The organism is Mesorhizobium neociceri (genome assembly GCF_013520985.1).
Lineage (GTDB): Bacteria > Pseudomonadota > Alphaproteobacteria > Rhizobiales > Rhizobiaceae > Mesorhizobium > Mesorhizobium neociceri.
In genome coordinates this window covers 297,357-309,590 of record NZ_JACDTY010000002.1, presented here as the reverse complement: position 1 = coordinate 309,590, position 12,234 = coordinate 297,357, and the positions used below count along the sequence as shown (strand labels likewise).

Annotated in this window: 13 protein-coding genes; 2 read left to right on the top strand and 11 right to left on the bottom strand. The window is 63.6% G+C overall.

Annotated elements, in window-relative coordinates; all coding sequences use genetic code 11:
- The first annotated feature begins 31 nt into the window (after positions 1-31).
- Positions 32-517, top strand: coding sequence for an ester cyclase (locus H0241_RS05545; protein ID WP_181056409.1), 486 nt, complete (start codon positions 32-34; stop codon positions 515-517).
- A gap of 189 nt (positions 518-706) precedes the next feature.
- Positions 707-1,405 carry a hypothetical protein gene (locus H0241_RS05540; protein ID WP_181056408.1) on the top strand — a complete coding sequence of 233 codons (699 nt, stop codon included), beginning with the start codon at positions 707-709 and terminating at the stop codon, positions 1,403-1,405.
- A gap of 103 nt (positions 1,406-1,508) precedes the next feature.
- Here H0241_RS05540 and H0241_RS05535 read toward each other — a convergent pair whose 3' ends face one another.
- From H0241_RS05535 to H0241_RS05485, 11 genes are all read right to left on the bottom strand, one after another.
- On the bottom strand, positions 1,509-1,823 hold the full coding sequence (locus tag H0241_RS05535) for a hypothetical protein (protein WP_181056407.1): 315 nt from the start codon (positions 1,821-1,823) through the stop codon (positions 1,509-1,511).
- A 55-nt stretch (positions 1,824-1,878) separates the two neighbouring features.
- The gene (locus H0241_RS05530; protein WP_181056406.1) at positions 1,879-2,241 is read right to left on the bottom strand and encodes a nuclear transport factor 2 family protein; all 363 of its coding nucleotides are present in this window, start codon (positions 2,239-2,241) and stop codon (positions 1,879-1,881) included.
- Between the two features lie 77 nt (positions 2,242-2,318).
- A complete protein-coding gene (locus tag H0241_RS05525; protein ID WP_181056405.1) occupies positions 2,319-2,795 on the bottom strand; it encodes a carboxymuconolactone decarboxylase family protein in 477 nt (158 codons plus the stop codon).
- Positions 2,796-2,904: 109 nt separating this feature from the next.
- Positions 2,905-4,458: an alpha/beta fold hydrolase gene (locus H0241_RS05520; RefSeq protein WP_181056404.1), complete on the bottom strand. Its 1,554-nt coding sequence runs from the start codon at positions 4,456-4,458 to the stop codon at positions 2,905-2,907.
- Positions 4,459-4,613: 155 nt separating this feature from the next.
- Positions 4,614-4,928, bottom strand: a complete 315-nt coding sequence (locus H0241_RS05515; RefSeq protein WP_181056403.1) for a formate dehydrogenase subunit delta — start codon at positions 4,926-4,928, stop codon at positions 4,614-4,616.
- Entirely contained in the window at positions 4,918-5,748 is an 831-nt protein-coding gene (gene fdhD, locus H0241_RS05510; protein ID WP_181056402.1) for a formate dehydrogenase accessory sulfurtransferase FdhD, read from the bottom strand. Before fdhD ends, H0241_RS05515 begins: the two co-directional genes overlap by 11 nt.
- Positions 5,749-5,750: 2 nt before the next feature.
- Entirely contained in the window at positions 5,751-8,663 is a 2,913-nt protein-coding gene (gene fdhF / locus H0241_RS05505) for a formate dehydrogenase subunit alpha (protein WP_181056401.1), read from the bottom strand.
- Positions 8,664-8,673: 10 nt separating this feature from the next.
- Positions 8,674-10,230: a formate dehydrogenase beta subunit gene (locus H0241_RS05500; RefSeq protein ID WP_181056400.1), complete on the bottom strand. Its 1,557-nt coding sequence runs from the start codon at positions 10,228-10,230 to the stop codon at positions 8,674-8,676.
- A complete protein-coding gene (locus tag H0241_RS05495; protein WP_181056399.1) occupies positions 10,227-10,706 on the bottom strand; it encodes a formate dehydrogenase subunit gamma in 480 nt (159 codons plus the stop codon). The genes H0241_RS05500 and H0241_RS05495 overlap by 4 nt, the downstream gene beginning before the upstream one ends.
- A 134-nt stretch (positions 10,707-10,840) precedes the next feature.
- Complete coding sequence (locus H0241_RS05490) at positions 10,841-11,740, bottom strand: LysR family transcriptional regulator (RefSeq protein ID WP_181056398.1); 900 nt, start codon at positions 11,738-11,740, stop codon at positions 10,841-10,843.
- Between the two features lie 60 nt (positions 11,741-11,800).
- Complete coding sequence (locus H0241_RS05485; RefSeq protein ID WP_181056397.1) at positions 11,801-12,178, bottom strand: VOC family protein; 378 nt, start codon at positions 12,176-12,178, stop codon at positions 11,801-11,803.
- Positions 12,179-12,234 lie beyond the last annotated feature (56 nt).

Below are 12,234 nucleotides of genomic sequence, written 5' to 3'. Positions count from 1 at the left end.
GCAAGCATTTAATATCAGGGAGGAGAAAACCATGCATCGCCGCCAGTTTCTGACATCCGCAGCCATCGCCGCTACATTGCTGGCCACAGCGCCGTCCTTTGCCGCCGATACCGCGCAATCGGTGGTCGAAGCCTATCTCGCCGCCTGGAACGCCCATGATTCGGCCAAGGCCGCCGGCTATTTCGCTGACGACGTCACCTACTACGACGCCTCGGTCGGCACGCCGGTCAAGGGCAAGGAAGCCGCCAAGACCGGTGTTATCGACAATTTCCTGAAGGCTGTTCCCGACGCCGTCTGGACGATGAAGGGCGCACCGGTGGTCGAGGGCGACCGAGTCTCGTTCGAATGGGAGTTTTCCGGCACCAACACCGGCTCCTGGGCCGACGGCACGGCTGCCACCGGCAAGAAGTTTTCCTTCACCGGTGCCTCGATGTTCTCGATCAAGGACGGCAAGATCACCACCCAGAGCGACTACTACGATGCGCTTGGCTTCTACAAACAGCTGGGCCTGATGTAGTCAGCCCTCGTCGAGTCTTGAACAAAGGCATGGCGGCGGTCCGCCATGCCTAAAGTATTCATCGTCCAGGTCGGCATCTGTTAAGCCTGTTGAACTTTCGCGGCTCGGCGACAGTTCACAATTTACTGAATATTCAACCGGAACGAGCAGCCTCCTTGCCGGAAAACCGCGCGGCGAGGGGGTTTGCGCATGAACACGGCCAAGATCAAGCTGGTACTCATTGGCGGCTTCTGCATGCTGATCGCTGTGTTCGGCGGCAAGGACATTATCAAGAAAAGCGGCTGGCCCGAGGCGCCAGCCGAAATCCTTGCGGTCGCTGTCGAATGCGACATGGAATCGACCGCCCACAAGATCGTCTACAAGACCGTCAGCACCGCTACGATCCCCTGCGAGCTGGTTGACGCGTTCAAGACGGTGCACGCCGACAAAGAGTGGAAGGTGACCCAGAAATTCACCGGCACCTTGCGCGTCGGCACCGGCGCCGATGCCGTCGAGGCCACGATGGAGCTGAACAAGAGCGGCGACCGCGAACCGCAGGTCGGCGACAAACTCACCGTCGTCCAGAACCCCGCCAAACCCACCCAGATCGAACGCACGGGCATGACCGGCACGCGCCTGACCATCGTCATTGGCGCCGGACTGCTCGGCGCGCTGCTCCTCTATTTTGCCTTCCGGCCGCGCAGGCAGGCATTGGCCTCCGCGACGGCTGGGACCACTGGCGGCGATGCCGGCGCGGACCAGCGCGCCCGCCAGGCCGACGCCCTGATAGCGGCGGCTCTGGCCAAACAGGCCACGCTGCCCAATCAGCCGGCGCGTACCGCGCCGGCCGGATTGGCCAGGGAAGGCCGCTTCGCCGGGCAGCGATCGAATTTCGGCCGCCGCAACTGACGGCCGAAATTCACGGCGCTCTCTTTGTTCTTTCGCAATTCCCAAGGGAAAGCGCTACGCGCTTTTCCCGGGAAAACCGCTCACACTTTTCCTGGAATTGCTCCTACTCCACGATGCGGTAGATGTTCCAAAGGCTGGTGCCCGACACGACGTAGGGCTCCATCTCCTTGCCCCATTTGGCGTGCGCATCGATCTTGCCGATCTTGGCGAAGAACGCCTCCAACTGGGCCAGGCTCTCGACCTGGTGATGCGACTCGACCGTCGCCTCCCGCGCGCCGATCGAGCCGGTCATGATCTGGAACTCGAGATCGGCGATGCCGACCTGAGAGCCGATCTCGCGTTCCCATTTCTTGAGCAGGTCGAGCACGGTCTGCTTGTGTCCGAACTTGGCGTCGATCTGCCATCTGGCGCTGAACATTTTTGTGTCCTCCAGTTTTGCGGCCCAAACCGCGGTTGATCTCTTCGCGGTTGACCTACTCGTCCCAGGCCTGCACGACGGTCTGTCGCGCAATCCGTCCGTTCTTCAGCTCCAGCATCGCCGCGCAGAACACTTTCGTGCCGTCCGGATAGGCGCAGGCCTGGGTGAAGGCGAGATTGTCGCCATCGGCGATGGTGGTGTCGACCTTGTGGGTCATTGCCCGGCTGCAGATGTCGTCCCAGAACGTGCTGATCGCCGCCCGGCCGCGGATCTCGCGCGGCTTGCTCGGCGGGTTGTTGCGATCGATCACCCGCACCAGCGCATCGTCGGCATAGAAGCTCGCAAGCATCCTGCCGTCCCGTCCTTCGATCGCTTTCTTGATCGCCGCGCCGTCCACGCTTTGCGTCATGGTCAGCATTTTTTCCTCCATGGCCCGTCGATCGGGCGGTTGATGATCACAAGCACTGCCCGGCGTTCATCGCCGGGCAGGGTCTTTCACTGCGACTTGGCTTTGATGGCCGCGAACACGCCGTCGGTCTGCTGTTTGAAGGTCGCGAAATCGACGTGGCTGCCGTTGAGCATCGTCGACCAATGGCGCACGATGGCCGCCATCGCGATCGCCTCCTTGATCTCCTCATCGGTCGCGCCATTGAGCTTGGCCGCCTCGGTGTGGAAATAGATGCAGTACTGGCAGGGAATCTGCGAGGCGACGGCCAGCCCCATCAGTTCCTTGGTCTTGCCGTCGAGCGCGGTCTTGGGCGTGCAGCTCAACCCGCCCTTGATCTCGGCCCAGGCGCCGGCAACCGCGACATCGGGCAGCGTCTTGAACATGTCCGGCACCGAGCCGAGCGTCGCCTCGATGTCCTTGTAGGCGGCGGCCGCCATGGCGTCCTCGGCCTTGGCAGGAAGGATCGTGAAGAGCGCGCCAACGCCTGCCGCGATCACCAGCAACTTCAATGTCGACTTCATCATGTCATCCTCCGTTCGCGGTGCCTTCCCGGCGGCATCCGCCTGGGCTGCATGGAGAGAATTGGTAGCGCCTGCGCGCCCTTGGCCGCTTCGCCCGAAAGCGCCATGGCTCCTATGGCCCGTCCGGGCCAGTATGTCTGGCGGAAAACGCCGCTGCCGCCGCCCGCGACGGCAGGTCGAGCTTCAGCAATATGTTGGCGACATGACGCTTGACGGTATGTTCGCTGAGCCTCAGCTCGGCAGCGATTGCGGCATTGCTCTTGCCGTCGGCGATCAGGCTCACCACCTCGCTTTCGCGCGCCGTTAGTTGAGCCGGCTCGGCAGGCTTGGCCTTGGGACGGCAGGCCGGTTCCAGATGCTGTTCCGAAATCATTTGGACCAACGCCAGCGGCTCGTCCAGCTCATCCACCGTGACACGCCCGGCATCGATGAAATGCAGGCCGGAACCCGCCGCCAGATCGGCGACCAGCCGCGACGCCAGAATATCGCCGCGCCCGGCATGGGCGGCGATCTGCATCGTCACCCGTGCCATCAGCCCCACCGGTGGCCCGCGCATTTCGACCTCGCCGACATGCGCGCCCTGGGCGCTTGCAATGCCCATACGCTGCGCCGCATCGCGCAGCGCCGCCGCGCAGCGTATGGCCCGCGCCGGCCCGTCGAAGCGTGAGATCATCAATTCGCCGTGGATGCCGGCGACGCGTCCGCCATGACGGCCGACCAGCTGCCGCCAGCTCTCCTGGAAGCACTCGCTGCGTTCGCTCCACATGCGGTCGCCCACCCGCGCCGTGTCGTAGATGCGTGTCGCCAGAAGAGCGGCAAGCACGCGCTCCGCTTCGGCCAAGGCACGCTCGCCGGTCAGGAATTCCTCGATCAGGTCTGCCACCCGGTCGACATCGCCGGTCCAGATCGGGTGATCGCGGCCGGGGATTTCGACCAGTCGCGCATTCGCGATCTTTTTCGCCAGGAAGCGGCTGGCGTCGGGATCCACGCGCACATCGTTGCGGCGATGGATGAGCAGGGTCGGTGCGCCGATCGCCGAAAGCACCCCGCGCACGTCGACCCCAGCATTCATCCGGGCAAGGGCGGCCGCTGCCGTCGGGCTCGCCGACAGCCGTTCGAAGCGCGCCCACCACTGGGTGAAATGCGCGTCATCGACGCGGCCCGGCGCGAAGTTGGGCAGAGTGGCGCCGGTGCCCCAGGCCGTGCCGGCGGTCGCGATGAAGGTCTTGAGGCGTTCGGGCGGCATGACCCATTTGTGGAAATGCGCATAGCCGCCATAAAGCACCAACGCCCGTGTCCGCTCCGGATAGGTGGCGGCGAACAGCATTGCCAGCGGCGCGCCTTCCGAGGCGCCGAGCAGCGCCGCACGGCCACTGCCGGTGGCATCCATCACCGCGCGCACGTCGTCCATGCGGGTTTCGAGGTTGGGCAGATGGCGTGGGTCGACGCGGTCGGACAGGCCGGTGCCGCGCTTGTCGAACAGGATCAGCCGCGAGAACGCCGAGAGCCGTTTCAACAGCCTGGTATAACCCTCGTCTTCCCAATGCAGATCGAGGTTGGAAATGAAGCCGGGCACGAAAACCAGGTCGAACGATCCCTGGCCGACCACCTGATAGGCGATCCGCACGTCGCCGCTGAGGGCATATCGCGTCTCGATCGGCCTCACGACTGCATCCCGCCCGGCCAGACGACTTCTGATCGTCGACCATAGCAGACACCTGCCGGGTGCGGCAGTCAAACTTTAGAAGACAGGAATATAGCCCCGACGCGAACCGCGTTCGCCCCGGTTATTTCTGGCGCCCGACTATTTCTGGCGATCGGCTATTTCTGGGGAGCGGCGCTCTCTGCACCCGTGGGTTCGACGTAGCCGATGCTCATATCGGCCTGCTCCTCGGTCTTCGGCCGCTTGATCCTGGCCGAGGCCACAACGACAAGCTCATCAAAGTCTTCGCTGCCGCTATCCAGCATCTCGAAGAACTGCCGCCGCATCCTGGGCTCCCAGAACTTGTTGATGTGTTCGGCTACACCCACCACGCCTTCCTCGCGCGGCCTGGAATGGAAGAAAGCGGCGATCTGATTGGCCATGCGCACCAGCTTTTCCCTGGTGCTCGTGATGTGCTCTTCGTCATGCGACATGCTGGGCAACTCCCAAGACCACCCGTTCCGGGTGGGTGAAAACATCGAAATCGTCGCCGCGCACCAGCGCCACCAGCGTCATTCCTGCCTCTTCCGCTGTGCGGATGGCAAGCGCGGTCGGCGCCGACACGGCCATGATGAAAGCCGAGCCGATGGCCGCCGTCTTCTGCACCATCTCGACCGAGACGCGTGAGGTAACGACCACGGCGCCCGAGGCACCGTTAATGCCGGCCTTCGCCAGCGCGCCGGCCAGCTTGTCCAGCGCATTGTGGCGGCCGACATCCTCGCGCGCCATGACGATGCCCTTGCCCGGGATGTAGAAGCCCGCGGCATGCACGGCGCCGGTTTCTGAATGCAGCGGCTGCACCTTCGACAACAGCCTGACCGAGCGAACAATGTCGTCGGCCTCAAGCGTAAGTTTTGACGCACCAACCTTGTCGACCGAGCGCATAGCTTCCTCGATGGATTCGATGCCGCACAGCCCGCAGCCAACCGGCCCGGCCAAGCGCCTGCGTCGCGCCTCGAAGCGCGTATTGGCCTGATCCTTCAGCCGGATCTGGATGTCGATCCCGGCGCCATGGTCCTCGACCTCGATCGCCTCGATCTCGTCAGGCAACGCGATGATGCCTTCCGTCAGCGAGAAGCCGAGCGCGAAATCCTCGAAATCGGCCGGGCTCGCCATCATCACCGCATGGGTGGTGCCGGCAAAAGAGAACGCCACCGGCGTCTCTTCCGGCACCATGCGGTTAGCCGCCGCAGTGCCGCTGGCACGGTGCGCCAGCCGCGATATCTGCGTCGTTGCTTTGCGGCGCGCGGCCAAGTCTACTCCGCCGCCTGTAGCGGAGCGATGCGGCGGCTGTTGCGCGCCTGCTCGTCATAGTCGCGCTGCCAGTCCGAAGGCCCGTTGGAGGCGCCGACCTGCACTGCCGTCACCTTGTACTCCGGACAATTGGTCGCCCAGTCCGAGAAGTCGGTGGTGATGACGTTGGCCTGCGTGTCCGGATGATGGAAGGTGGTGTAGACCACACCCGGCGACACCCGGTCGGTAATCAGCGCACGCAGCGTCGTCTCGCCCGAACGGCTGGTCAGCCGCACCCAGTCGCCATCGCGCAGGCCGCGGTTCTCGGCATCGTGCGGATGGATTTCCAGCCGGTCTTCCGAGTGCCACATGACGTTTTCGGTACGCCTTGTCTGTGCACCGACATTGTACTGGCTCAGGATACGGCCGGTTGTCAGCAGCAACGGGAAACGCGGCCCGGTCCGCTCGTCGGTCGCCACATATTCGGTGCGGATGAACTTGCCCTTGCCGCGCACGAAGCTGTCGATATGCATGATCGGCGTGCCGAGCGGGGCCTTCTCGTTGCAGGGCCATTGCACCGATCCGACACGGTCGAGCAGATCGAAGGAGACGCCGGCGAAGCTTGGCGTCGTCTTGGCGATCTCGTCCATGATCTCGGAGGGATGCTGGTAGTTCCAGTCAAGCCCGATCGCACGGGCAAGCTCCTGCGTCGCTTCCCAGTCGGCGTAGCGCGCCTTCGGCTCCAGCACCTTGCGCACCATGTTGATGCGGCGCTCGGCATTGGTGAAGGTGCCGTCCTTCTCCAGGAAGGTCGAGCCCGGCAGGAAGACATGCGCGTAGTTCGCTGTCTCGTTGAGGAACAGGTCGTGCACGACCACGCATTCCATCGCCGCCAGGCCGGCCGCGACATGCTTGGTATCAGGGTCGGACTGCAGGATGTCCTCGCCCTGGATGTAGATGCCTTTGAAGGAGCCGTCGACAGCGGCATCCAGCATGTTGGGGATGCGCAGGCCCGGTTCGTCGTCGAGCTTCACGCCCCACAAAGTCTCATAGATGTCGCGCACCGCCTCGCCGGAGATGTGGCGGTAGCCCGGCAGTTCATGCGGGAACGAGCCCATGTCGCACGAGCCCTGCACATTGTTCTGGCCACGCAGCGGGTTCACGCCGACGCCCGGGCGGCCGATATTGCCGGTCGCCATGGCAAGGTTGGCGATAGCCATAACCGTGGTCGAGCCCTGGCTGTGTTCGGTGACGCCGAGGCCGTAATAAATCGCGCCGTTGCCGCCCTTGGCATAGAGCCGCGCAGCACCCCGGATCAGCTCCGGGTCGACGCCGGAAAGCTTGCCGACGGTCTCGGGGCTGTTCTCCGGCAAAGCGACGAAGGAGGCCCAGTCCTGGAACTCCGTCCAGTCGCAGCGTTCGCGGATGAAGGCTTCGTCGAAAAGCCCTTCGGTGACGATGACATGCGCGAGCGACGTCAGCACCGCTACGTTGGTGCCGGGCTTCAGCGGCAGGTGGTAGTTGGCCTCGACGTGCGCCGACTTGACCATTTCGGTACGGCGCGGATCGAGCACGATCAGCTTGGCGCCCTGGCGCAGCCGCTTCTTCAGCCGTGAAGCAAACACAGGATGGGCGGAAACCGGATTGGCGCCGATGATGACGGCGACATCGGTGAACTCGACGGAATCGAAATCCTGGGTGCCGGCCGAGGTGCCATAGGTCTGGCCGAGGCCGTAGCCGGTCGGCGAGTGGCAGACGCGGGCGCAGGTGTCGACATTGTTGTTGCGGAAGCCCTGGCGCACCAGTTTCTGGACCAGATAGGTCTCCTCGTTTGTGCAGCGCGAGGACGTGATACCGCCGATCGAGGTGCGGCCGTATTGATATTGGATACGGCGGAATTCCTTGGCTGTATAGGCGATCGCCTCTTCCCAACTCACCTCGCGCCAGGGATCGCTGACCTTTTCCCGGATCATCGGCGACAGGATGCGGTCCTTGTGGGTCGCGTAGCCATAGGCGAAACGGCCCTTCACGCAGGAGTGGCCGTGGTTCGCCTTGCCGTCCTTGTAGGGCATCATGCGAATGACTTCGTCGCCCTTCACTTCGGCCTTGAAAGAACAGCCGACGCCGCAATAGGCACAGGTGGTGACGGCGGAGCGCTCGGGCATGCCTTTCTCAAGCACGGTCTTTTCACGCAGCGCATCGGTCGGGCAGGCCTGCACACAGGCGCCGCATGACACGCATTCGGAGGCGATGAAATCCTCATGCATGCCGGCGACCATGCGCGATTCGAAACCGCGGCCCTCGATCGTCAGCGCGAAGGTGCCTTGCACCTCCTCGCAGGCCCGCACGCAGCGCGAGCAGACGATACATTGCGCCGGATCATAGGTGAAATAAGGGTTGGACTCATCGCGGGCGATGTAGTCGACCGCCAGCGAGCCATGGCCCGGCGCCACGCCGTTTTCCTGCTTGACGTGATTGCGGCCCTCGATGCCGAAACGGTTCTCGGTCAGGCCGACCGACTTCGCCACAACGTCGAACTCGCTGGCGCCGGTGCCGGCCTTCTCGTTCCAGCCGGTCGGATGGTCGGAGACGTAAAGCTCCATGACACCGCGGCGGATGGCGTCGAGCCGCTCGGATTGCGTGCGCACCACCATGCCTTCGCCGACCGGCGTCGTGCAGGATGCCGGCGTACCGCCGCGCCCTTCGATCTCGACCAGGCAGACGCGGCAGGAACCGAACGAGTCCAGCATGTCCGTGGCGCAGAGTTTTGGGATCTCGACCCCGCCTTCCATCGCCGCGCGCATGATCGACGTACCCTCCGGCACGCTGATACTGCGGCCGTCGACGATCAGCGTGACCTGCTTTTGCGCCTTCGATTCCGGGGTTCCGTAGTCGAGTTCTTCGATGAGTGTCGGGAAGTCGGCCTTGATATTCATCTGCCAGCTCCTATTCAGCAGCCACGCGCGCCGGAGCGGGCTTGAAATCTTCGGGGAAATGGGTGATCGAACTCATCACCGGGTAGGGCGTGAAGCCGCCCAGCGCGCAGAGCGATCCGAACTTCATCGTGTTGCAGAGATCGGTGACCAGAGCCAGGTTCTTTTCCGGCTCGATGCCGGCGGCAAGCCTGTCGATGGTCTCCACCCCGCGTGTCGAGCCGATGCGGCAGGGCGTGCACTTGCCGCAGCTTTCGATGGCGCAGAACTCCATGGCGAAGCGCGCCTGCTTCAGCATGTCGGCGGTATCGTCGAACACGGTGATGCCGGCATGACCGATCAGCCCGTCGCGCTTCGCGAACTCTTCGTAATCGAACGGCGTGTCGAACAGGCCGCGCGGGAAATAGGCGCCGAGCGGGCCGCCGACCTGCACCGCCTTAACCGGGCGACCGGTGGCCGTACCGCCGCCGATATCGTCGACGATTTCGCCCAGCGTCATGCCGAAGGCCGCCTCGAACAGGCCGCCGAACTTGACGTTGCCGGCGATCTGGATCGGGATCGTGCCGCGCGAGCGGCCCATGCCGAAATCCTTGTAGAAGGCCGCACCCTTGTCCATGATGATCGGCACGGAAGCCAGCGAGATGACATTGTTGATCACCGTCGGCTTGCCGAACAATCCCTGGATCGCCGGCAGCGGTGGCTTGGCGCGCACCACGCCGCGCTTGCCTTCAAGGCTGTTCAGCAGCGAAGTTTCCTCACCGCAGACATAGGCGCCGGCGCCGACCCGGATTTCCATGTCGAAGGCGTTGGGCGAACCCAGCACGTTGACGCCGAGCACGCCCGCCTTGCGGGCGACCTCGACAGCCTTGTTCATGACAGCCACCGCATGCGGATATTCCGAGCGGATATAGACGAAGCCCTTGGTCGCGCCGGTGGCGATGCCGGCAATCGTCATGCCTTCGATGAGCACGAAGGGGTCGCCCTCCATGATCATGCGGTCGGCGAAGGTGGCGCTGTCGCCTTCGTCGGCGTTGCAGACGATGTACTTGCGCTCACCGGCGGTATCAAGCACCGTCTTCCACTTGATGCCAGTCGGGAAGCCAGCCCCGCCACGACCGCGCAAGCCCGATTCCGTGACCTGCTTGACGATGTCGAGCGGCGCCATAGCCACCGCGTTCTGCAGGCCCTTCAGTCCGCCCAGTGACTTGTAGGCGTCGAGCGACAGCGGGTCGTTGATGCCGCAACGCGCGAAGGTCAGGCGCGTCTGCTTGGCCAGGAATGGGATCTTGTCCGGTGCACCCAGCCAGCGCTTGTGATGGCCGCCGGTGAGAAAGCCGCTGTCGAAGAGGCTCTTGACGTCTGAGGGCTTGACCGGCCCGTAAGCGACGCGGCCCTTTTCAGTCGCGACCTCGACCATGGGCTCGAGGAAATAGGCGCCGCGCGAGCCGTTGCGCACGATCTTGGCCTCGATGCCGCGTTCGGCGAGCTCCGCGCGAACCGCCTTGGCGACCTTTTCGGCGCCGAGCGCCAGCGCGCCGGAGTCACCTGGAATGTAGATGCGCGGGATCATGAGCGTACCTCCGCGACGATCTCTTCGATCTTCTCGTCATCGAGCCGCCCGATCACCTCACCATCCAGCATCGCCGACGGCGAACAGGCGCAAAGCCCGAGGCAATAGACCGGCTCCAGTGTAACCGATCCGTCGCGGGTGGTCTCGTGAAAACCGATGCCGAGCAATTGCTTGATCTTGGCGGCGACGGCATCCGAACCCATCGACTGGCAGGCTTCCGCCTGGCAGAGCTTGAGCACGTGCCGGCCGGCCGGCTTGGCGCGGAAATCATGGTAGAAGGTGACGACGCCGTGCACTTCGGCCCGCGACAGGTTCAGCCCATCGGCAATGACCGGCAGCACGTCGTGCGGCACATGGCCGAACTCTTCCTGGATGCCGTGGAGGATCGGCAGCAATGGACCTTCGAGGTCCTTCAACTCCTGGACGATCGCCGCTATGCGCGATGCGATCTCGGTACTTGCAGGCTGCATCGTCATGCAGCGCCCTCCCTGGTCGATAGCTTCTATCGCTAAGTCTTTACAAAATCAGAGGAAACCTCTGGAATCAATAAAGCTGATCCGTTGTTTGATAGAAATTTTCTATCAAGCTCGCCCAACCCGCACTGTCTAGCTCAACGACGGGTGTGAAAATCGTCTGCCAGCGCCATCGCCTCGTCCAGCAGCGCCTGGACCAGCGGCGTATGCGGCTCGCGCGGCGTCGCCACCAGCCCGACGGTGTGGCTGGCGTCCGGCTCGACGATCGGAATGGCCCGGATCGGCTCGGAAAAACCGAATGTTTCCGCGAGGTTGAGCGGCATGATCGACGACCACTTGCCAGTACGGATATGCGAGAACAGCACAATCATCGAGTTGGATTCGAGGGTCGGTCGTACCTGCACGCCGGCCTCCGCCAGGTGCTGGTCGATGATGCGGCGGTTTTGCATGTCCGGCGTCAAAAGGCAGAGCGGCAATTGGCTGATTTCCGCCCATGTCACTTTGTCGCGGTCGGAATAGGGGTTTCCGACCGCCGTGATCAGCTGGTAGCGCTCGTCATAAAGCGGCACGCTGGTCACCCGCCCCAACGGCTCGTTGTCGAGATAGGTAATGCCGGCATCGATGTCGAAATTGCCGAGCAGCGACAGCACCTCGATCGAGGTCCGCGACAGCACCGAGAAGGTGACGCCCGGATGCTTTTCGCGAAACGGCGTCGTCAGCCGCGCCACCATGGCCAAAGCCGTGGGGATGGCGGCGATACGGATGCGCCCGGATAGGCCGTGGCGCGCCGCCCGCATCTCCTCGCGCATGGTGCGGCTGTCGCCGACGATGCGGCGCGCCCACGCCAGCACCTGTTCGCCTTCCGGCGTCAGCCCCTGGAAGCGTGAGCCGCGCAGCACCAGCATCACGCCGAGCTGGCCCTCAAGCTGCTTTATCCCGGCCGACAGCGTCGGCTGGGTCACGCCACACACTTCCGCGGCCCGACCGAAATGCTCTTCCTTGGCCAGAGCGATGAAGAATTCCAGCTTGTCGATCATGCACGCAAGCTATCTGGCGCTGCTTGCTTGCGCCAGATCATGCCCGCGCCGCCTGGCCGCCTATTTGTCCACCAGGTTCAGGATGTTGCCGTCCGGGTCCTTGAACCAGGCGACCTTCATGCCGTAGCCGACATGGATATCGCCTTCGAGCGAAAGGCCGGGCATCTCATAGTGCTCGAAGGCGACGCCTTTCGATTTCAGCGATTTGACGACGCTGCCGATCTCATCGCCAACCGTCCAGGTCACCGCCGTCGCCTTGTTGGTTCCGGCGAATTCGGAATGATAGACGTTGATGACGGTGTCGCCGCTTTTGTAGACGACCAGTTCGTCACCCATGTCGTCCACCTGCTTGAGGCCCAGCGTCCCTTCGTAGAAGGCTTTTGCCTTCGCCAGGTCTTTCACCGCCAGGTTTGCCGTTGCATTGCTGTTTGCGAGCATGATCCGTCTCCTTCCCTTGATGTCGTGCTCCTGCTGCTCCTTCAGATAGGTCGCGC

What these genes read in the sequence shown, in the direction of transcription:
- H0241_RS05500 (WP_181056400.1), bottom strand. Translation starts at nt 10,230, where the DNA reads ATGATCCCGCGCATCTACATTCCAGGTGACTCCGGCGCGCTGGCGCTC.
- fdhF (WP_181056401.1), bottom strand. Translation starts at nt 8,663, where the DNA reads ATGAATATCAAGGCCGACTTCCCGACACTCATCGAAGAACTCGACTAC.
- H0241_RS05530 (WP_181056406.1), bottom strand. Translation starts at nt 2,241, where the DNA reads ATGCTGACCATGACGCAAAGCGTGGACGGCGCGGCGATCAAGAAAGCG.
- H0241_RS05545 (WP_181056409.1), top strand. Translation starts at nt 32, where the DNA reads ATGCATCGCCGCCAGTTTCTGACATCCGCAGCCATCGCCGCTACATTG.
- H0241_RS05490 (WP_181056398.1), bottom strand. Translation starts at nt 11,740, where the DNA reads ATGATCGACAAGCTGGAATTCTTCATCGCTCTGGCCAAGGAAGAGCAT.
- H0241_RS05525 (WP_181056405.1), bottom strand. Translation starts at nt 2,795, where the DNA reads ATGATGAAGTCGACATTGAAGTTGCTGGTGATCGCGGCAGGCGTTGGC.
- H0241_RS05515 (WP_181056403.1), bottom strand. Translation starts at nt 4,928, where the DNA reads ATGTCGCATGACGAAGAGCACATCACGAGCACCAGGGAAAAGCTGGTG.
- H0241_RS05540 (WP_181056408.1), top strand. Translation starts at nt 707, where the DNA reads ATGAACACGGCCAAGATCAAGCTGGTACTCATTGGCGGCTTCTGCATG.
- H0241_RS05535 (WP_181056407.1), bottom strand. Translation starts at nt 1,823, where the DNA reads ATGTTCAGCGCCAGATGGCAGATCGACGCCAAGTTCGGACACAAGCAG.
- H0241_RS05495 (WP_181056399.1), bottom strand. Translation starts at nt 10,706, where the DNA reads ATGACGATGCAGCCTGCAAGTACCGAGATCGCATCGCGCATAGCGGCG.
- H0241_RS05485 (WP_181056397.1), bottom strand. Translation starts at nt 12,178, where the DNA reads ATGCTCGCAAACAGCAATGCAACGGCAAACCTGGCGGTGAAAGACCTG.